Raw genomic sequence first — 17,688 nt, 5'->3', positions numbered from 1 at the left:
CGCTTCCTTCAGGGATGGAACAGCTTGCAGAGGAAGGTGAGGATCGCCGCCGCCGACATGGCGGCGCCGGCGACGACGATCCTCGTGCGGCCCGGGCGGTACGAGCCCGGGCCAGCGGGGGGCCTGGTGATCACGAGAAAGCCCTGACGAGCGCCATCATGACGATGCAGGGCAGAGCGATGGACAGCAGCGTTGCCAGGACCACCCAGAGGACGTTGGCGTAGAGGAACCAAGTCTCGAGCTGGTCGAGCAGCGGCGCGTCTCCCTCGTGTCGAAGATCGACGGCGAACGAGCGGCGTTCGGTCACGCGGCCTTCCTCTCGGGTGTGACCGGGCGCGCGCAGGAAGCTGCGGTCAGCGGCACGTCCAGTGCGCGAGCGAGGATGCACAGGTTGCGGGCACGGGCGACGCGCTCGGGCGTGGTGGCCTTGCCCAGCGCGGCATCGCGCGCCTTGCCGAGTGCCTCCCGCCAGCTGCCGGGCGCGCACAGGGCGCTCGCAAGTTCCCAGCGCGCATCCTGCTCGGGCAGAAGGTGGCCGTAGACGGCCGGTGCACCATTGCCCGGGTAGTGGACGATGGTGCGCCGGTAGTCGGTGACTTCCTGCGCCAGCACGCCGGGTGCGCCGCAGAGCACCGCGATCGCGTGCCAGGGCATCAACTCGCGGTTGGCGACGTGCTCCGGCAATTCGCCCGCAGCGACCTTGCGCCTGGCGGCGGACGACCGGCGCGCGTGCTCGTCGGCGGCGATCGCAGCGAGCTGGGCGAGATCAGCCACGGCCGGACTCCCCGCGCAGGCTCAGCCCGACCCGCAACGTATGGCCGAGGCGGTTCTTTCGGGCCGTGAAGCCGCGATCCGACAGTTCACGGCCGAAGCGCGTCTGCGGCCAGCGTCCCGGATCGGCCTGCGGCAAACCGGAGCCCACGCACCATTCGATGAAGTCGCGGTAGAGGCTGGATGAGCCGGTGGCGGCCAGGCGATCCGATGTATCGCAGCGGGTGGCCACCCAAGCGTCGACAGGGTGCGCGCTGACGATCTTCGGGGCGATGCCGAAAGCTGCGGGGCAGGCTTCCCGGAACCGGCTTTCGGCGGCCTCGGCCGAGGCGGCGGCGTTGCGCAGGCGCTCCTGCGCGGCGAGCAGTTCCTCGGCCGCGCGGCGGCGATGTTCCTGTGCGGCCTTCCACTCCTCGGCCAGCAGGCCGAGGCGCGCGAGGTCGGGTGAGACGGTGCCGCCGGTGGCCTCGTCCGTAGGGGCGAGGGCGAGGCTCACCGGCGGCGGCCCTTGGTGCGACCCGAGGGCTTGGAGGGAACGGGCTGTTCGGTTTCGCGCAGCTGGGAAAGGGAGACGGTGCGGTTCCCGCTGGCGATCTCGCGCGGGTAAAGGCGGTCGCGGATGGCGACCAGCACCAGATCCTCGGGCTTGTGCGCGATGATGCGCACCTTGCGGACGATGTCGTTACCGTCGAGGTCGATATCGTCGAAGTATGCGGTGGACCCGGCGTGCGGGTACGGAGCACTGACGTTGAGCATTGAAGCCTCCATCAGGCGGTGTGCCTGTTGGAGTGCAATATGCGATCATCGCAAACTGAACGTCAAGTCGAAATTTGCGAACTTCGCAAATCGGGAAACGGATTTGCGATCATCGCAGCGTTCTGGCGCGCTTGTGAGGCGCTGTACCCTGCTCAGACCTTTCTGCGAACCTCAACAAGGCCAATCCGTGTTCAACTTTTGTTCTCATTATGGCAGTACACGTATCAACCTGATTCGAAAGGAGGTCGCGAGTGCTCTACTACCGCGTGCGAGTGTTTGGTGAAGCCAAAGGGCCATGGCGCCCGCTGAAGCGGCAGGCAGAGCAGGACGCGCTCGAGCTTGGCCTTGGCGATTACGACGAGTGGGGAGACTTCTTCGTATCAGTCCCAGGTGAGATCGAAGAGCTGCATGCGCGCTTTGTTAAAGTGTGCGCCTAGGCAAATCTACGTCCCGCAAGGTGTATGAATATACTCTTCCGACCACTGTCACAGGGGCAGCGCCCAGCGGTATTTCCTTGTGGGCAGGGTTGCTGGAGCACGGCACCAGTCGCGCGGGATCAGCCTGAAATTCCTTGAAGGTCGTCTCGCCATCTTCCGTCTGGATGACATACCTCCGGCCTGGCCAGAGCGCCTTGTCGTCCGGATCGATGATGATGGTGGTCCCGTCTGGAACGATGAGATCCATCGAGTCTCCGTCCACCTTGAGTGCATATGCTCCAGCGGGCGTGCCTGGATCTGACACAGGTATCCGCATCCCGCCCCGCTGCTCTTCCGGGCGAAAGTCCCCCGCCGGCACAGAGCCAAGCAAGGGTATAGTCCTGATTGAGTAGCTGTCTGGCTCCGGTGCCAGTTCAACCCTGATCGCGTCCATCTCGGCCAAGCGAAACTGCCGCTTCCCAGCAAGCGACTTGGACAGGTGGTTCTCACTCATGCCAACGGCCTCAGCGAGATCACGCTGGCTCATGTTCCTGCGGCGCAGCTCTGCCTTGATGTCTTCCGCGTTCATAGGGCCATGAACCAACGGCCTGCGATTATCGCAATCGCTAATATCGCAAAAACGGTCTTGCAGTAAGTTTGCGCTCATCGCATAACTGGGAGCATGAACACTCCCGCCAATCTCGTGATTGATCATCTAGGTGGCACTTCCGCGGTCGCTCGGCTGATCGAAGCTCCAACATCGACGGTCCATAGTTGGCGGCGCATCGGTATCCCGCCTTCGCGCATGGCTCATCTGCGGCTCGCTGCTACCGCCGCGGGAAGGGAGTTGCCGGAGGATCTGGACGAGTTGGCTCATGGCTGCGCTGATGCCGCAGTGCAGGACGAAGCGTCCATTATTCAATCCGGCGAAAAGTCTAACGGGTCGGTCGGGGCCCCCGCATGACGCCGGCTGTTGCCCGCCTCAAGCTTGCAGTCGTCCAGGCGATCTCCCGCAACGGGGGCAAGGATAGCGCTGCGCTGACCGCCAAGCGCCAGCCTTCCACGGTTGGCCGGTGGCACAACCGCAACGACGACGTGTTCCCGCCGGTCGAGTGCGCGTTCGAACTGGACCAGCTGTGTATGGTGCTGGGGGACGCGCCGCCGATCCTTTCGGCGATGGCGGCCGAGCTGGGGCATGTCGTCCATCGGCTGCCCTCCGTCGCCACTTCGACGATGAACCCCAACGATGCGCTTGTCGCGGCCATGGCCGAGTTCGGCGACATTGCCGCCGCCATCCAGGCGGCGCACCGCGACGGCAAGGTCTGCGATCAGGATTGCAGCGAGATCACGCGGCAGATCGACGAGGCGCAGGCCTCTCTCGCGCGGCTGCGGGCGCTGTATTGCGCCGCGGCGGGGGCGTGATCATGTCCGGCCGGCTCGATCGAGACAGCGCGCACTACAAGATCGGCCCGCTGACGACCTATGTCGACGCGGCCGAGCTGGAGCGCCGGTTTCGCAAGGCGCGGGCAGGCGAGCGCGTCACCTATGCGATCGGGCCTGCCGTCAGCCTAACGGCCGCGACTGCCGCCTTGGTGCGCGCCTGGCACGACGAGGGCCTGTGCCACCTGCTGCGCGAGCGGGAAAACGATGGCCGGGGCTTCCGGTATTTCCTGCAGAAGCGGCACGGGGCGACGACGAGCGCCAATTCGGCTGCGGTGGCCTGTCCGATCGAGGGGCGACCAGAGGCCAGGCTGCTGCAAGTGCTGGCCGATATCGCGGAAGGCGGCGGCCCGCTGCCCAGCCTGGACCTGCTGGCGGATCGGGCCGAACTGCCGACGCGCAATGCCGCGGATTACCGCCTTCGCCTGCTGGTGGAAGGCGGCTTCGTCCGCGTCCGCCGCGAAGGGCTGAACCGCTATGTGGACATCCTGAGGCAGGAGGCAAGCCTGTGACGGAAGACGAAGACGAGCCCGGCGGCTCTGCCTTTGCCCTGTACGCGACCGCGCTGGCGATCGTGGCAGGCGGCGGCAGTCTGGGCTTTGCCTGGGGTCTGGCCCTGCTGCTGGTCGGATCCTGAAGCCGGCGCCCGCCGGGCTGATGCAGCTGCGAGAGATGAGGTGAATATGGCTACCAAGCGTAGTCCGAAGACGCGCGTCCTCAATCGGGGGCGTGCTTGATGTCGGCCTATTCCGACCTGGGCCCGCAGGGGCCGACGCGCATGGAGGTGTGCCTCGTCGCAACCGACGTGATGCGCATGGCGGCGCAGGCGCGCGAGATGTGCGGGACCGGGCCGAACATGGACCTTGGCCGTGCCCTGCGGATCCAGCGCGCCGCGCACACGAAGCTGGCCGAACTGACCGCGCCCGTGGAGGACGGCGATGCCGACGATTGACGAGCGCAAGGCCGAAGTGCGCCGGCGGTTGACGATCGGCGAGGTCATCGCGCGCAGCTGGAAGCTGACCGGCTCGGCCGGAAGCGGACGGCGGCGGGCCAAGTGCGAGTTCCACGGCAGCGAATCGCTGAGCTTCAGCGTGAAGGATGCCGATAAGGGCGACGGCTTCGGCCACTGCTTCGGCTGTGGCTGGCATGGCGACATGTTCAAGTTCGTGATGGACATGAAAGGCTGGTCGTTCGTGGACGCGCTGGCCGATCTCGAGCGCATGGCAGGCATCTGCGAGGCGGGCGGGGACGAGCGCGCAGCGCGCGGGCCTGTGCAGCGCGTCAAGACAGACCAGCCCCGGCGCCGGGCGCAGCGGCCGAAGATCGACACGCTCGACATGGGGCGCTGGATCTGGAAGCACGCGCGGCGCGACGATCGCACGGTGCGGCGGTACTTCATGGGGCGCGGCGTTCCGGAGGCTCTGACAGGCGCGGAGCGCCTCGCGCAATTTCGCTACATGTCGGACTGCCCGTGCTTCCCCTGGGAGGCTGGCACCGACCCGCGCAAGGTGCTGACGGCGCCCGCGATCGTGGCCCTTGTGCGCGTGCCGACGATGATGGGCGAAGTGCCGGCGCTGGAATGGGTGCCGGTGGGGGTTCACGTCACCTTCCTGAACCCCGAAGGCACGGGGACGATGAAGCGGCGCGCGCTCTGGGCGAAGCCGGACGACAAGGAGCCGTGGCTGCCCAAGCGCCTGATGCTGGGTCCGACCGGGCGCGGGTGCGTGGTGCTGGGCGAATACCGGCCGGATGCGAAGCTGTGGGTGGGCGAGGGCAACGAGACGGTGCTGTCCGGCATGGCGATCGGCAGGGCCGATGCCGGGGACGTAGGCATCGCGACGCTGAGCCTCGACAACCTGCAAGGCGGGATGCGCAAATGGCGCAACAACGTTTGGCCGCTGTTCGACGTGCGACCCGATCCCGAACGGCCGTGCTTTCTGGTGCCCGGGCACCGCGGCGAGGTGGTGGGTCTGGTTGACGCCGACATGAGTCCGCTGCGCGGCCAAAAGCATCCGCGCACCGGGCAATACCTTGGCGAGGCCCTGGTGGAGCGCAAGGGCGGGCCGATCGTGCGGCGCGCGGTGACCGGCGCCGAGCGCGCGCGGATCTGCGGCGAGCTGATGGTGAAGGGCTGGCGCGCGATCGGGTGCCAGGCGCGCGCCGTGCAGCCGCCCGCGGGCCTGGATTTCAACGATGCAGTTCAGGAGATGGTATGACCGACGTGCAGGACAGTGCTGTCGAGGCGATGGCGAAAGCGCACTGCGACTTCTTCGGTGGCGAAGGGTGGTGGGATACTGGCCTGCTCGCCGACACTAAGCCCAAGGCGATTGAGGCCATGCATGCAGCCCTGTCGGCCATGCCCGCCGCGACTGCCCTTGAGGCGTGGCAGGAGCTTGTCGAATACGATGATCGCACCTCGCCGGAGGGATACCCGGATATGGCGCTCATCACCTTCGAAGAACTGCGCATGTTCATGTCGCGGGCCGCGTTCCCCGACTGCACGTGTGGCGAGATAGCTGGGGAAGACCCGGATTGTTCTGTCCACGCCGCCTCCCTGCCCGCGCCAGACACGGCGGGGGATGTGGTGGCGAATATCTACGATCATATTTGCCATGCCGATCGCTCTCTAGAAGCGATGACCGACGCCACGGTGAACGCAATTGAAGCGTGGAAGTTAAACGACGCTGACGCAATCGACAAAGCTATGCGCCACGGCCTTGAGAGGATCGCTAAAGACGTAAGGGCGATTTTGCTCGCCGCCCTCAACTCCACCGCTGCAGAGGGAGGGGTGTGATGGGCGACGATCGCCTGCGCGGCCTCGTCAAGACCATTCAGTCCTACAACCAGGAGATCGGTGACGCCATGGAAGGGCGCCGCGGCGTCTACGACCAGGCGGCCGCCATGGGCTACGATCGCAAGACGATCCGCAATCTGGTGCGCCGCCTCGGCATGAACCCGGCCGATCGGGACGCGGCGGACGATCTGCTGGCCCAGTACGAGGCCGACATGGGCGTGACGGGCCAAGCGATCGCGCATGCCGATGCCGGGCCGCCTGCCAAGCGCGAGAAGTTCGTGGCGCCGCCGAATTCCAGCAGTGAGGACCAGCTGCGCGCAATCATCAGCAAAGTGCTCGAGCTGCGAGCCGAGCGGGTGGAGATGCGCAGCACCATCGCTCTGGAACTGAAGAAGGCGCGCGCGGGCGGGTTCGATCCGCGCAAGATCACCGAGGCCTGCATCTGGCTGGAGAAATGCGACAAGCATGGCCGCGACATGATGCTGGCCAGCGAGGAGCTGTTCCAGATCTATCGCGATATCGGCGACGGGCCGCGCCCCGCGTCGCAGCTGGAAGGCGACAGCAAGCTGGTCGCCATGTTCGCCGGGCCTGCGCAGCCTGAGAAGAAGGCGCCCACCATCAAGCAGCGGCAGGCGAGCGATGCCGTCGCCTACGCGCAGATCAGCAGACGAAACAGGGGATTGAAGTGACGGATCAGATGATCCCGGTTGCCGCCATTCCGAAGCCGTCGATCGACGACTGGCTTGCCGGACTTCGCGCAGCATGAGCTGGCTCGACCGTGCCGCCCGATGGTTGCTGTCAGGTCTGACCGCCACGGACGACGACCTTTATCGCGTCATTAGGGAAACGCCGGCGCACACCGAAGAGGTCGTGGATTCCGCATCCGTCATGGGTCTATCGGCCGCCTGGGGCTGTGTGAACCTGTTGGCTGGCACCATCAGTTCGCTCAGCCTGGGCGTACAAGTGAAGTCTGGCAACGTGCGGAGGCCTGCAAGTGACCATCCGCTGCAGAGCGTGCTGGACGATCCCAACGCAGATCAGACACCGATCGACTTCTGGGAGCAGATGAGCCTCAGCCTGGAGCTGTGGGGCAATGCCTTTGCGCGCGTCGATCGGCGGCGAGACGGCTCGATCATTTCGCTGACGCCGGTTCGACCAGACATCATGCGGGTGCAGCGCGTCAGGGACAACTCGCTACGCTACACCTGGTACGACAAGGAACGCCACGAGGATCCTCGACGATTTTGCCCAGCTGCAATCCATGGTGGACGCAGAGCTGCGGTATGGCCTCCGGTATGTCGAGGAGCAGGAATTCCTCTTCGGTGCAGGCGGCGCCGGCAATATCGAGGGCATCGTCCCGCAAGCTTCGGCTTTCGCTCCGGCGTTTGCGCCCGAGCGCCGAACGAAGATCGACGATCTGCGCCTGGCGGTACTGCAGGCCCAGCTGGCGCGCCTGCCCGTGGACGGTTTCGTGCTCCACTCGGTCGACTGGGCTGAGATCGAGCTGACCAAGACGGCAGACGGCGCATACCTCATGGCCAATCCTGCGCAGATCCTTGGTCCAACGATTTGGGGCAAGCCGGTGGTCGAAACGGAAGAACCCGAGTTCCTTGGCGAGTTCCTGGCCGGCGCATTCCGCACCGGCGCGCAGATCTTCGATCGGGAAGACGCCAATGTCGTCATCGCCACCACGAACAACGACGACTTCGAGAAGAACATGATCACGATCCGCTGCGAGGAGCGGACCGCGCTTGCAGTGAAGCGCCCTGAGGCATTCGTCACCGGCCCGTTCGGCACTGCCGTGGCCGAGCCCGCAGGCGGCTGACCGTAATCAGCTGAGAAACTCTACTCCGGCGGCACTGGTGCCGCCGGGGCCCCTATGTGGAAGGGAACATTCAGATGGACATCAAACCGAACCGGCCTGTCCGGGTGGGAAACAAGATGCTGCGCAGCGGAGCAGCGGACAGCGACTTTCTGGCCGAGGTCGAAGCCGAGCTCGCGACGGTAGCACCAGTTGATGAGGGCGCGCTGCTGCGAGAGTTGGCGGCAGGTGTCCTCGAACTGCAGCAGCTTCTCGTTGCCCAGAAAGCCGAGAGTGATCAGCGCATTGCAGATCTGTCCGAGGCGATCGCCGTGCAGGTCACGAGACATGAGGCCCTCCAGGTGGAGCTTGGTGGACTGACAGAGCGCCTTGTGGCGCTGGAAGCCGGCGGTTCCGATATCCAAGGGAAAGTCAGCCCGGCTGCCGAAGTGAAGCAGGACGCCGACGTAGCGGGGGGCGCGGCTAAAAAGCCGGCCACGAAAGCCGCGGGCAAAGCGTCGGACGAAGACTGACCGCGCAACCTGATCGGACCCGCAGATGATCTTCGAGCTGCTGCATGCGCCGTTTCCCGAGGGATATGGCGAGGCGATCCTTTCGATCGACGAATGCAAGGCGCATCTGCGGGTCGATGGTGACGATGAAGACGATCTGATCGGCGCGCTGCGCGACGCGTCGATCGAATTCGTGGAGCGATACTGTTCCGTAAAGCTGGCGCCGACCGCAGGGTTGATCTGGCAGGCGGCCGGGTTCCCGAGCGCGTTTTCCACGCCGATCATGCTCTCGGTTTCCCCGGTCACCGCCATCACCGCGATTACCTGGGCGGATGGGTCAGGTAATCCGGTGGTCGGCGTGCCGGCCGATTATCGTCTGAGGGCGCGGGGCGATTTGCTGCCGGCCGTTGGGGCGAGATGGCCGTCATGTGCTGGAGGAGCCGTCTCGGTCGAGTTCACCGCCGGCTACGCCCCTGGGGACGCGCCGCGAAGCCTCATCGCCGCTGTGCGGCTGTTTCTGGGCCATCTGTACAAGAACCGCGAGGCCGTGACCGACCGCGGAACCGAAGCAGAAGTGCCGTTCGGTGTGCGTGAACTGTGCGCTTCATTTCGCCGGGTGCTGATCTGATGGCGCTTCAACCGCTCACTGCCGGTGAGCTGCGCTCCCGAATCCGCGTCGAAGCGGAAAGCAAGGTTCCGAACGGGCAGGGGGGCTTCACGTCGGATTGGAGCCCGGTCGTGATCGTCTGGGCGAAGAAGGTCCCGCTTCGCGGCGACGAGATGACGCGGGAGGGCGACCAGCAAGGCGGAAATCCGCGCGTTCCTCGAGGGCCAGGGCGTCAACATCAAGGAGCTGCTCGGCCCGGGTGATAAGGATCACAACGACCACTTCCACGTTGCGTTCTCGAAAAGCGCTCGCAGCCAGGACGAGATTGCCCGTCGAGCCCAAGCTGCCCAGAACGCCATCCTGTCGGACCAGATTTCCTACGCCGAGCAGGAGAGGCAGGCCCGGCGTCGGCTGCTGGATGCGCAGCGCAAGACTGCCGCCACCGAGGAAGAGCGCGATCGCCTTGCCCGCGAGGAGATCGAGGCCGATTATGGCGCCCAGAAGACGAAGATCGACGCCCAGCTTGCCCGCAGGGACCTGAAGCCTGAAGAGGCATCCCGGCTGAGCCAGTTGAACGATGAAACGCGCGCGCAGCGCATCGATAATATCCGGGTGCAGCGCGCAATCGAGAAAGTGGCGGCCGGTTACGATTCGGCCGCCCAGAACGCCGACGCGCAAATGGCGATGCTGCGCATCCAGGGCGACATGGCTGTCACGCAATCGGAGCGGCGCCGGATCGCGCTCGAGCTGCTGCGCCTGGAGCAGGAGCAGTACGAGCGCGCGCTGATGCGGATGCCCCAGATCACAGGCTGGTCGTATGCCGTGGTGTTCCGCGGCACTTCCAGCGCTGCTTCGGCAAGCGTTGCGGTGTCGGAGCGCGAAACGGGCGGCTTGTATGAGCCCAGGGTGTTCGAGGACGATACGCTGACGCCCGGCTCGTACTGGTGGTGGGTGCGCATCTACGACGCGGCCGACAACCTGCTTTCCATCTCTCCTGCAGCTTCGGGGACGATCGTCTGATGGGCCGGTCCAGGGCGGAGGAAGTACCGTGGCTGCTCGGCTCCGTTCTCAACCTCCTCGTCGGTGCGACCGTCTTCGTCATCGCGATCGAGCAATAGGACCCACTTCATGGAAGCTCAGAAATTGGCGCTCGCCGGGATTCTCGGCGACGACATCAAGCATGTCATCTCGGCAGTTGGGTACGACCTTACCGGGGTGACGATTACCTTCGAGCTATCGGCCGGCGCCGAACAGCCGGCGATCGTGACGGCGGAGGTGGATCTGCTGGACGTGATCGAGGACGAGGACGGTGTCTCAACCTCCATCGTAGAGGTTTTCGCGTCCGCAACCAGCGTGCGCGCGGCGGTTGCCGGCGTTGGCGGGCTCCCCGGCAACGAGCCGCTGACGCTCTTCTACCAAATCAAGTTCAACAGGCTGCCCGGAGATCCGGGAAGCGATGCGGTAACGACGATCCTCTTCGGTGACTACGTGATGAAAGGCGAAGTGAATGGCTGAGATCAGGCTCGAGTTCGTTGGTCCTGGCGCGCGCCTGGCGCTGGCTGCTGCGCGGCGCATCGAAGGCATCGCCGGTAGCGCCGTGCCGGCGATCGACGAGGCCCGGGACGAGGCGGTGGCGGCGGTTCAAACCGAAGGAGCATCACAGGTGGCGCAGGCGACCGCGCAGAGGGAACTCGCGGAGGCTGCTGCTGCCCTCTCTGAGGAGAATGCTGATGCCGCCAAAAATGCTCTCACATCGGGCCCCCGGCCCCTCGAACTGGTCCAGGGCATTTACGGGATCGTCGGCACCGTCCGCTTCGTATCGACTTACCTCGGCCCGCTTGTCCGACTGCGCCGCTCGAGCGACAACACCGAAAGGGACTTCGGCCCGGCCGCAGGGGGCGACTGGGTGGACACGGCGGAAATCACGGCTTGGCTCGCGGGTGCAACGGCAAGCGTCAAGACGTTCTACGACCAGCGCGGATTCAAGCACTGGACTCAGACGAGCAACGCCACGCAGCCGGCCTTAACGATCAGCGGCACGTTCGCCTGGGCTACCTTCACGGCGCAGCAGAACTTCCAGCCCACGGCTGCATGGGGCGGGTTCGCGCGATACAAGGATGCTGTATCCTACAGCCTGCTCGCCAAGGTAGATGCGGCTTTCACGACGGGGCGGCCGATCGTGTGGTTCTCTCAAGGCACGGCCGGAACCGCGCGCCGGGTGGCGCTAGAGATCGACAGCGATCTGCGCGTGCGCGGCAACTCCACCACGCACGACAATTTCACCGGCGGCTATCTCACACCGCAGTCCGATCCACTCATCCTCAACACCTGGTTCCGCGTTCTCCATCGGACGAACTTCCGAGGTGGGGCAAATTCGGTCATCGCGAACGGCTTGGAAAAGAGCATTGTGATGAACGAGGTGGTCAAGACGCCGGACACGAGCAGCCTTTCCGTGCGCTTCAACAACACCAACCCGTCAGGTCTGCCGATCAGCATCGCCGGGTTCGTCGCCTGGGATCGCCAGCTCACCAACGATGAGGCAACGTTCGCTGATGCCGAGTTGGCGAAGTACGCGCCCGGGTATGTGGCCCCGACCGTGCCGCCCCTGATCTGGCTTTTTGGAGACAGCCGCTTCCAGGAAACGCAGATCCCCGATCCGAACCAGCGCATTCAGAAGGTCTTGGCGGACAGCTTCAACCCCTACCGCCGCGTCCAGAATCAGGCTGTCGCCGGAACAGTCATCACATCTGCTCGGGATGCGCTGCTTTCGCGGACCATTGGCGCTAGCGAGGTTGTTCTGGTTCAGTCGGGCATCAACACCGATCTTGAGGACACCGATGCAAACCATTCTGCGTACATCAGCCAATTTCAGGAAATGTACGATTACATGCCTGCAGGGAAGCGCATCGGCTTCAACACGGTGGTGCCGCAGCAGTCGGCCGTGACAGGCACGTCCAGAAACACCAACATCACGGCGTTCAACAACCTCCTGCGCGCCGCATTTCCGAATAACACGATCGAATTGGCGCAGGCCATGTCGACATACGGAGGCAACACCACGGGCGCGCCTCCGGCCGCAATCTCAAATGATGACCTTCACCCGAATGCGCTTGGGGTATCGGCGGTGGTGGCGCCGACGCAGAAGGCGTTCATCGAGAGCAAGGGCTGGTGACGCAGCCTCTACCAGACCCTTGCGTCGTAATCAGCTTCACACGCGCGGCAGCTGCTCTCCGGACTGCAGCGAGGGTCTCCATGCGGGCAGCTGCGCGGCGAGAGGATGATGCCGAGCAACGCCCGGTAGAAGTCGCGGAAAAGCTGCACCTTTTGCCCCTGGTAGCCCTTGCTCTCGCCGTAGCAGGCGGCGGGGCGCGGCACAACAGGGTGACCCATGCCTGAAACCGGCAACGAGCGCATAGGTTCATGCGCTTCGTGATCGAGCCGGAGAACTGGCCATCGCTCACCCATCGCTGGGCGATGGCGCTCGGCGCCGATTCCCGCCTCATGCCGCACCATGTTCCGCTGTCGGCGCTGCCTCCGTCCTTCGAGGGCAATGCCTGGGCGTACGCGGCGGCGCTGTTCAGCCTGACGCTGGCCTCGTGCCTGTCCCTGAAGCGGCTGCTCGGCACCGTCAGCGAAGCAAGCCGGGAGATCGCGCTGGAGCGCCGTATCGGCAGCTACGTGCGTCGGCCCGCAATCCCGTTCTGGACGCCGCTGGGGCTGTTCCGGTGGAAAGTGTCCTGCCTCTACCTCACCGTGCTGATGGGCGCGATCGGCGACGTGCTGGTCATGCTGTTGTGGGGGGAAGTGTCGGCCCGGACGATGGAGGTCCTGCTCTCGCTCGATCGGGCGCTCGACGGGGCCACCATCATGCCGTTCATGCTCGCCTTCGTCATCGGCGAGTGGTCGGACCATGCAATCCCGCAGGCCCTGATCCGTTCGCAGCAACTCGCGTGTCCGCCCAAGTGGGCTCGCATCAAGGGTTCGGTCGGGATGACCGGGCTGATCGCGTTCATCGCCCTGGGCGTGACGGTAGGCAAGGCATGGACGTGAAACCAATCCTCGCGGCTGCAGCGGTGCCTATCGCGCCTTCCATCGGCCCGGCCATCGTGACCTTCGCCGGGCTCGACATTCCCATCCTCGCCCTCGGGCTTTCCACCGCGTCCCTGCTCCTCGCCCGCTTCGTGGCGCCTCCCAGCCTCGAGAAAATGACCCGGGAGCAGGAATGGGCGCTTACCGCCCTGCTGATCATCATCCTTCTGCTGGTGGTCACGGGACAGATGCCGCTGGTCGGCACCGGCAAGCCCATGGAGACGGGCATGGCCGTGGTGACGGGCATCGGACTCGGCTTTTCCGGGCTGCTCGTCGTGCGCCTCATGCGGGAGCGCGTGGTGGCGATGATGAAGGCCATGCTCGGTTCGGCCAAGGAAGAGTAGCTCATGGTGGTGTCGCTTCGCCGTGAAAGAGTAGCTCATGGTGGTGTCGCTTCGCCGTGAAAGATGCCATGACGGCTGGATAGCAGCTGTCGCTCTGTCAGAGTGGGTTTGCAATCCAGAACTCTGTGGAGGCAACCATGCTTGTAGCTGATCAATGTGCGACGTATGCCGCTATCCGTACAGACCTCGGTGCTATTTTTGTATCGCTGGAATTGAGTAGATCAACGTGGCTGGTGACGTCGTTGTCGCCTGGTGCTGGCGAGCGAATGTCCAAGCACACCGTGCCTGCTGGCGAGGTGGGGCGGCTGCTTAGTCGATTTGCGGAACTTCGCAACAAAGCTCAAACACGTACCGGCCGCGAGTTCCGCATCGTCGTCATTCAGGAGGCGGGCCTCGACGGCTTCTGGATCCATCGAGTTCTGCAGCAGGAGGGGATCGAGAGTCATGTCGTCGATCCCGCTTCCATCGCGACTTCGCGTCGACGGCGACGTGCTAGGGTCTAAACTCAATCAGCCTATTGAAAATCTGTTGGCACATTGATTCAGGAGGGCTCCGTTGAAGCAGGAGGCCCTTAGAGATGTCGCGTTCGTTATTCTGGCTGTCGGATGAAGCATGGGGCGCAATCGAGCCCCACCTGCCGAAGAACCAACCCGGAGCGCGGCGGGTCGATGATCGCAGGGTAATCTCCGGCATCGTTCACATGCTCAAATGCGGCGGCCGCTGGGCTGATTGTCCGACCCAATACGGCCCGGCGACAACGATCTACAACCGCTGGAACAGGTGGAGCCGCCGGGGCATCTGGACCCGCATCCTGGCGGCGCTGACCGAGGAAGGCTGGATCGCGGAAACCGGACAGATCGACAGCAGCTACATCAAGGCCCACCGCAGTGCCGGTGGGGCAAAAGGGGGGCGCGAGCCAATGCCATTGGCATCTCGCGTGGCGGCAGGACGACCAAGATCCACGCACTCGTCGATGTCCTGGGACGGCCGCTTCGCCTCGTCCTGACACCGGGCAACACGTCGGACGTGAAAGGCGCGGACCTGCTGATCGGCGAAACCGTCGGAATGAAGCGGGTGATCGCCGACCGTGGCTACGACGCCAACCACATCAGGGCTATCTTGCGCGAACAGGGCTCCATCCCCGTCATCCCCGGCCGACGCAACCGTAAGCGCCCCATCCAGTATGACGAACGACGCTACAAAGATCGCTGGAGGATCGAGGCAATGTTCTGCCGCCTCAAGGACTTCCGCCGAATCGCTACCCGCTACGACAAGCTCGCCAGAAACTTCCTGTCAGCCGTAAGCCTCGCTGCCGCCGTTGCATTCTGGCTCTGAACGAGTCTCGACCCTAAAACGGACAAGATCGATGGCGAAGCGCTAGTGCGGGCGTTGCTCGCGTACAAGCGAGGTGAGCCGCGGGTTTGTGCAATGGTTAGGGTGCCGAGTGTGGAAGCAGAGGATCGGCGCCGTATAAACCGCGAGCGGAAGGTGTTGATTGCCGAGCGTATTCGCCACGTCAACCGCATCAAAGGCTTGCTGTTCGGCCAAGGCATCACGAACTACGAACCATTACGGCGGGACCGCCGTGAACGCTTGGATGAATTGAGGACAGGGGACGGACGGTCGATTTCACCCCATTTGAAGGCGCAGATTGACCGAGAGCTTGATCGCTTTGAGTTGTTGTTGGAACAGATCAAAGCAGTTGAAGAGGAACGAAAAAAACTCATCGAAGCACAAAATGCCGATAGTCCGGTGGCAATGCTCATAGGCATCAAAGGAATTGGTCCGGAGTTTGCCACCATCCTATTTGGCGAGGGATTGTTCCGAAATTTTGACAACAGGCGTCAGGTGGCGGCCTATGCGGGGCTTGCGCCGACCCCTTGGCAGAGTGGTGCAATTACCTACGAACAGGGTGTTTCAAAAGCCGGAAACATCCGTCTGCGAACAACGATGGTCGAGTTAGCGTGGCTCTGGTTACGTAATCAGCCAGAATCAGCACTAACTCGATGGTTTCACCAGCGCGTTGAACGCAATGGGGGGCGCCTGCGTAAACCCATGATCGTAGCTCTTGCCCGTAAGCTACTCATCGCGTTGTGGAAGTACGTCACTGCGGGAGTTATAATCGATGGTGCCGTAATGAAAACTGCCTGACACAATTTCGATTTCACTGTTCCCCGAGGCTTGATCAGCTTCGTGGATCCAGGAAGCGGACCGCAAAGTGTATGCTGGCTTCAAACGCCGAGTGAAAGACTGGTATCGCCTCCTGAGCCCGCGCCCGCCGCAAACGGGATAATGGTGCAGCCGTTTAGAACGGCGACCGCATGTGAGCTGGACCGGGTTCGATCTATCGAAGCCGCGTCATGCAATCGGGCTCAAGCCTGGATCTTAAATTGGGAGACGAAGAATGCCATTTGATAATGCACATTGTCTGCTTTCTCATCATGTGAGCATACATCTTCGAATAATTCGATAATAGACTAATTAAAATGATAAAACCTCCTTCTGCTGATCTAGTAGGAGGGTAGGAAGCGCCTCCATTTGGTAAAATCCAGGTTACGAGCCGCCCGGACGGGAGTTCTCGCCGTTCGCCTTTGCCTCCTAATCAGCTTTGTACTCCCGGGATAACCCCGCCTTTGGGTGCCCCGAGGAATGTTGATTTACTACTCGACCGATCCTTCTCGTGTGGAAAGAAAGCTTTATGGACGTTCGCCAGTTGCAGACGACGCTGGGCGTCAAGGCCGATGGGGTATTCGGCCCGATCAGCCGGGAGGCCCTGCGCTCACGCTTCACCAACATCAACGCGCCCGCGATCACGTCGGCCGAGATGGACAAGGTCGCCGCGCGCCTCGGCTGCACCGTCAAGCAGCTGCGCGCCGTCTCGATCGTCGAGAGCGGCGGAGGCGGCTTCGACAAGGACGGCCACCCCAAGATCCTGTTCGAACGGCACCTGTTCCACCGGCAGACGGCCGGCAAGTGGTCGCCCGCCTCCTCCAGCCAGGCGAGCGGGGGAAGGTACACCGAGAGCAGCTGGGACAAGCTGGGCCTGGCCTGCGCGAAGGACCCGGATGCCGCATTCGGATCCTGCTCATGGGGCAAGTTCCAGGTTCTGGGCCTGCACTGGTCCAAGCTCCGGTACGCCAGCCCCTATGCCTTGGCATTCTCGACCGTCGCCAGCGAGGCGGCGCACTATGAGCTGCTCGCCCGCTATATCGAGGCGTTCGGACTGACGGACGAGCTGCGCGCCCTGAGCCGCGATCCCGACGACTGCCGGGCTTTCGCCAAGGGGTACAACGGGCCAGCCTACGCGCAGGGCGGCTATCACCAGAAGCTTGCGAGGGCGATGCAGTGAAGCGCGAGCCCCTCTCCCTGCGCGACTACATCGGCGTCGGCCTGGTGTTCGCCTTCGTCTCGGTCCTGTTCGGCCTGATGTTCAAGAACATCCCGGAGAAGAACGAGCAGCTGATCGTCTACATGCTCGGCCAGCTGTCAGGCTTTGTGGCGACCGTGGTCTCGTTCCACTACGTGCTGAACAAGAGCAGCGAGAAGGCCACCGAGAACACCGGCAAGGCCTTCGACGCGCTGAAGGCGGCGGCCGAGAGCACGCCCACCACGGCCGGAGAGAGCAAGGCCCTGCGCGAGGGGGACTCCGTGACGCTGGAAAAGGCGCCGTGAACCCGATCCCGATCGGCTGGTGCCTCGCGGGCGCCGGGGCAGCCCTGGCGCTTGGTGCCTGGGGCGGCTGGACCGCGAACGACTGGCGCCACGACAGCAAGGCACTCGAAGCTCTGGCCAACGCCACGAAGGCGGCGAACGACAGCGCGCAGCATATGCGGGAACAGGGCGACCGCTACGAAAGGGACAGGCAAGATGACCAGGCACAATCCACTTTGCGGGAAAGCACCATCAACACGATCTATCGCGACCGGCCGGTGCCTGCTGACTGCGCTTTGCCTGATGCTGCCGGGAGCGTGCTCGACGACGCCATCGCCGCCGCCAACGCCCGCCGGACAGGCCAACCTGGAAGCGGACTGTCCGGCAGTGGAGCCGAGGCCGTTCCCGTTCCTTGATCCAGCGCGGCTGCTGTGGGAGGCGCGTCTCGTCGCGCAGTATGGCGACTGTGCGAACCGGCATCACCGGTCGATCGAGGCTGGAGGGCGC

The 17,688-nt window shown here is 64.0% G+C and carries 28 protein-coding genes and 3 pseudogenes; 25 read left to right on the top strand and 6 right to left on the bottom strand.

Annotated elements, in window-relative coordinates:
* Positions 1–8: 8 nt before the first annotated feature.
* Genes GR702_RS22585 through GR702_RS17565 form a run of 5 tightly spaced genes read right to left on the bottom strand, consistent with a single transcriptional unit; the run spans position 9 to position 1,527 of the window.
* A complete protein-coding gene (locus GR702_RS22585) occupies positions 9–134 on the bottom strand; it encodes a hypothetical protein (protein ID WP_272916685.1) in 126 nt (41 codons plus the stop codon).
* Positions 131–307: a hypothetical protein gene (locus tag GR702_RS17580; protein WP_160987026.1), complete on the bottom strand. Its 177-nt coding sequence runs from the start codon at positions 305–307 to the stop codon at positions 131–133. The genes GR702_RS22585 and GR702_RS17580 overlap by 4 nt, the downstream gene beginning before the upstream one ends.
* A complete protein-coding gene (locus tag GR702_RS17575; RefSeq protein WP_160987025.1) occupies positions 304–774 on the bottom strand; it encodes a hypothetical protein in 471 nt (156 codons plus the stop codon). Before GR702_RS17575 ends, GR702_RS17580 begins: the two co-directional genes overlap by 4 nt.
* Positions 767–1,267, bottom strand: a complete 501-nt coding sequence (locus tag GR702_RS17570) for a hypothetical protein (protein ID WP_160987024.1) — start codon at positions 1,265–1,267, stop codon at positions 767–769. The genes GR702_RS17575 and GR702_RS17570 overlap by 8 nt, the downstream gene beginning before the upstream one ends.
* A complete protein-coding gene (locus GR702_RS17565) occupies positions 1,264–1,527 on the bottom strand; it encodes a hypothetical protein (protein WP_160987023.1) in 264 nt (87 codons plus the stop codon). The genes GR702_RS17570 and GR702_RS17565 overlap by 4 nt, the downstream gene beginning before the upstream one ends.
* 251 nt (positions 1,528–1,778) lie before the next feature.
* On the opposite strand from GR702_RS17565, the gene GR702_RS17560 reads away from it, so the two are divergent.
* Positions 1,779–1,964 carry a hypothetical protein gene (locus GR702_RS17560; RefSeq protein WP_160987022.1) on the top strand — a complete coding sequence of 62 codons (186 nt, stop codon included), beginning with the start codon at positions 1,779–1,781 and terminating at the stop codon, positions 1,962–1,964.
* Here the strand turns inward: GR702_RS17560 and GR702_RS17555 are convergent.
* On the bottom strand, positions 1,948–2,532 hold the full coding sequence (locus GR702_RS17555) for a LexA family protein (protein WP_237449787.1): 585 nt from the start codon (positions 2,530–2,532) through the stop codon (positions 1,948–1,950). The two genes, GR702_RS17560 and GR702_RS17555, sit on opposite strands and share 17 nt — an antisense overlap.
* A gap of 93 nt (positions 2,533–2,625) precedes the next feature.
* Here GR702_RS17555 and GR702_RS22805 point away from each other — a divergent pair, with 93 nt between their 5' ends.
* The 24 genes and pseudogenes from GR702_RS22805 (at position 2,626) to GR702_RS17445 (ending at position 17,597) form a co-directional block, all read left to right on the top strand.
* On the top strand, positions 2,626–2,907 hold the full coding sequence (locus GR702_RS22805; protein WP_419880310.1) for a carph-isopro domain-containing protein: 282 nt from the start codon (positions 2,626–2,628) through the stop codon (positions 2,905–2,907).
* Positions 2,904–3,365, top strand: a complete 462-nt coding sequence (locus tag GR702_RS17550; protein ID WP_160987021.1) for a phage regulatory CII family protein — start codon at positions 2,904–2,906, stop codon at positions 3,363–3,365. Before GR702_RS22805 ends, GR702_RS17550 begins: the two co-directional genes overlap by 4 nt.
* Positions 3,366–3,367: 2 nt before the next feature.
* On the top strand, positions 3,368–3,895 hold the full coding sequence (locus tag GR702_RS17545) for a helix-turn-helix transcriptional regulator (protein WP_160987020.1): 528 nt from the start codon (positions 3,368–3,370) through the stop codon (positions 3,893–3,895).
* A complete protein-coding gene (locus tag GR702_RS22580; RefSeq protein WP_272916684.1) occupies positions 3,892–4,020 on the top strand; it encodes a hypothetical protein in 129 nt (42 codons plus the stop codon). The genes GR702_RS17545 and GR702_RS22580 overlap by 4 nt, the downstream gene beginning before the upstream one ends.
* Positions 4,021–4,119: 99 nt before the next feature.
* The gene (locus GR702_RS17540; protein WP_160987019.1) at positions 4,120–4,335 is read left to right on the top strand and encodes a hypothetical protein; all 216 of its coding nucleotides are present in this window, start codon (positions 4,120–4,122) and stop codon (positions 4,333–4,335) included.
* Entirely contained in the window at positions 4,322–5,599 is a 1,278-nt protein-coding gene (locus GR702_RS17535) for a CHC2 zinc finger domain-containing protein (protein ID WP_160987018.1), read from the top strand. The genes GR702_RS17540 and GR702_RS17535 overlap by 14 nt, the downstream gene beginning before the upstream one ends.
* A complete protein-coding gene (locus tag GR702_RS17530) occupies positions 5,596–6,177 on the top strand; it encodes a hypothetical protein (protein WP_160987017.1) in 582 nt (193 codons plus the stop codon). Before GR702_RS17535 ends, GR702_RS17530 begins: the two co-directional genes overlap by 4 nt.
* On the top strand, positions 6,177–6,866 hold the full coding sequence (locus GR702_RS17525) for a GapR family DNA-binding domain-containing protein (RefSeq protein WP_160987016.1): 690 nt from the start codon (positions 6,177–6,179) through the stop codon (positions 6,864–6,866). Before GR702_RS17530 ends, GR702_RS17525 begins: the two co-directional genes overlap by 1 nt.
* A 73-nt stretch (positions 6,867–6,939) precedes the next feature.
* A pseudogene (locus tag GR702_RS22800) lies at positions 6,940–7,386 on the top strand (phage portal protein); the annotation flags it as partial.
* Positions 7,387–7,408: 22 nt separating this feature from the next.
* Positions 7,409–8,002 carry a phage major capsid protein gene (locus GR702_RS17515; protein ID WP_337192640.1) on the top strand — a complete coding sequence of 198 codons (594 nt, stop codon included), beginning with the start codon at positions 7,409–7,411 and terminating at the stop codon, positions 8,000–8,002.
* A 74-nt stretch (positions 8,003–8,076) separates the two neighbouring features.
* Positions 8,077–8,511 carry a protein kinase family protein gene (locus tag GR702_RS17510; protein WP_160987014.1) on the top strand — a complete coding sequence of 145 codons (435 nt, stop codon included), beginning with the start codon at positions 8,077–8,079 and terminating at the stop codon, positions 8,509–8,511.
* A 25-nt stretch (positions 8,512–8,536) separates the two neighbouring features.
* Positions 8,537–9,118, top strand: coding sequence for a head-tail connector protein (locus GR702_RS17505; RefSeq protein WP_160987013.1), 582 nt, complete (start codon positions 8,537–8,539; stop codon positions 9,116–9,118).
* Positions 9,118–9,360, top strand: coding sequence for a phage head completion protein (locus tag GR702_RS22795; protein ID WP_160987012.1), 243 nt, complete (start codon positions 9,118–9,120; stop codon positions 9,358–9,360). Before GR702_RS17505 ends, GR702_RS22795 begins: the two co-directional genes overlap by 1 nt.
* A 307-nt stretch (positions 9,361–9,667) precedes the next feature.
* Positions 9,668–10,117 (top strand): hypothetical protein, encoded by a 450-nt coding sequence (locus GR702_RS17495; protein WP_160987011.1) that lies wholly within the window; start codon positions 9,668–9,670, stop codon positions 10,115–10,117.
* Between the two features lie 108 nt (positions 10,118–10,225).
* Positions 10,226–10,612: a hypothetical protein gene (locus GR702_RS17490; RefSeq protein WP_160987010.1), complete on the top strand. Its 387-nt coding sequence runs from the start codon at positions 10,226–10,228 to the stop codon at positions 10,610–10,612.
* A 148-nt stretch (positions 10,613–10,760) separates the two neighbouring features.
* Positions 10,761–12,269 carry an arabinofuranosidase catalytic domain-containing protein gene (locus GR702_RS17485; protein WP_337192638.1) on the top strand — a complete coding sequence of 503 codons (1,509 nt, stop codon included), beginning with the start codon at positions 10,761–10,763 and terminating at the stop codon, positions 12,267–12,269.
* Positions 12,270–12,517: 248 nt separating this feature from the next.
* Positions 12,518–13,147: a hypothetical protein gene (locus GR702_RS17480; protein WP_160987008.1), complete on the top strand. Its 630-nt coding sequence runs from the start codon at positions 12,518–12,520 to the stop codon at positions 13,145–13,147.
* Entirely contained in the window at positions 13,138–13,530 is a 393-nt protein-coding gene (locus tag GR702_RS17475) for a hypothetical protein (protein ID WP_160987007.1), read from the top strand. Before GR702_RS17480 ends, GR702_RS17475 begins: the two co-directional genes overlap by 10 nt.
* Before the next feature lie 137 nt (positions 13,531–13,667).
* A pseudogene (locus GR702_RS17470) lies at positions 13,668–14,027 on the top strand (IS110 family transposase); the annotation flags it as partial.
* A gap of 80 nt (positions 14,028–14,107) precedes the next feature.
* A protein-coding gene (locus GR702_RS17465; RefSeq protein ID WP_160987006.1) for an IS5 family transposase occupies positions 14,108–14,865 on the top strand; the annotation gives its coding sequence in 2 pieces (ribosomal slippage) (positions 14,108–14,441 and positions 14,441–14,865; 759 coding nt in all).
* Positions 14,866–14,880: 15 nt separating this feature from the next.
* Positions 14,881–15,681, top strand: a pseudogene (locus GR702_RS17460) (IS110 family RNA-guided transposase); the annotation flags it as partial.
* Positions 15,682–16,228: 547 nt separating this feature from the next.
* The gene (locus tag GR702_RS17455; protein WP_160987005.1) at positions 16,229–16,879 is read left to right on the top strand and encodes an N-acetylmuramidase family protein; all 651 of its coding nucleotides are present in this window, start codon (positions 16,229–16,231) and stop codon (positions 16,877–16,879) included.
* Positions 16,876–17,202, top strand: coding sequence for a hypothetical protein (locus tag GR702_RS17450; RefSeq protein WP_160984961.1), 327 nt, complete (start codon positions 16,876–16,878; stop codon positions 17,200–17,202). The genes GR702_RS17455 and GR702_RS17450 overlap by 4 nt, the downstream gene beginning before the upstream one ends.
* Positions 17,199–17,597 carry a hypothetical protein gene (locus GR702_RS17445; protein WP_160987004.1) on the top strand — a complete coding sequence of 133 codons (399 nt, stop codon included), beginning with the start codon at positions 17,199–17,201 and terminating at the stop codon, positions 17,595–17,597. The genes GR702_RS17450 and GR702_RS17445 overlap by 4 nt, the downstream gene beginning before the upstream one ends.
* Positions 17,598–17,688: the final 91 nt, after the last annotated feature.

The organism is Novosphingobium silvae (assembly GCF_009856825.1).
Lineage (GTDB): Bacteria > Pseudomonadota > Alphaproteobacteria > Sphingomonadales > Sphingomonadaceae > Novosphingobium > Novosphingobium silvae.
Note: the sequence above shows the minus strand (reverse complement) of the source record. Positions and strands in the feature narration are given on the sequence as shown.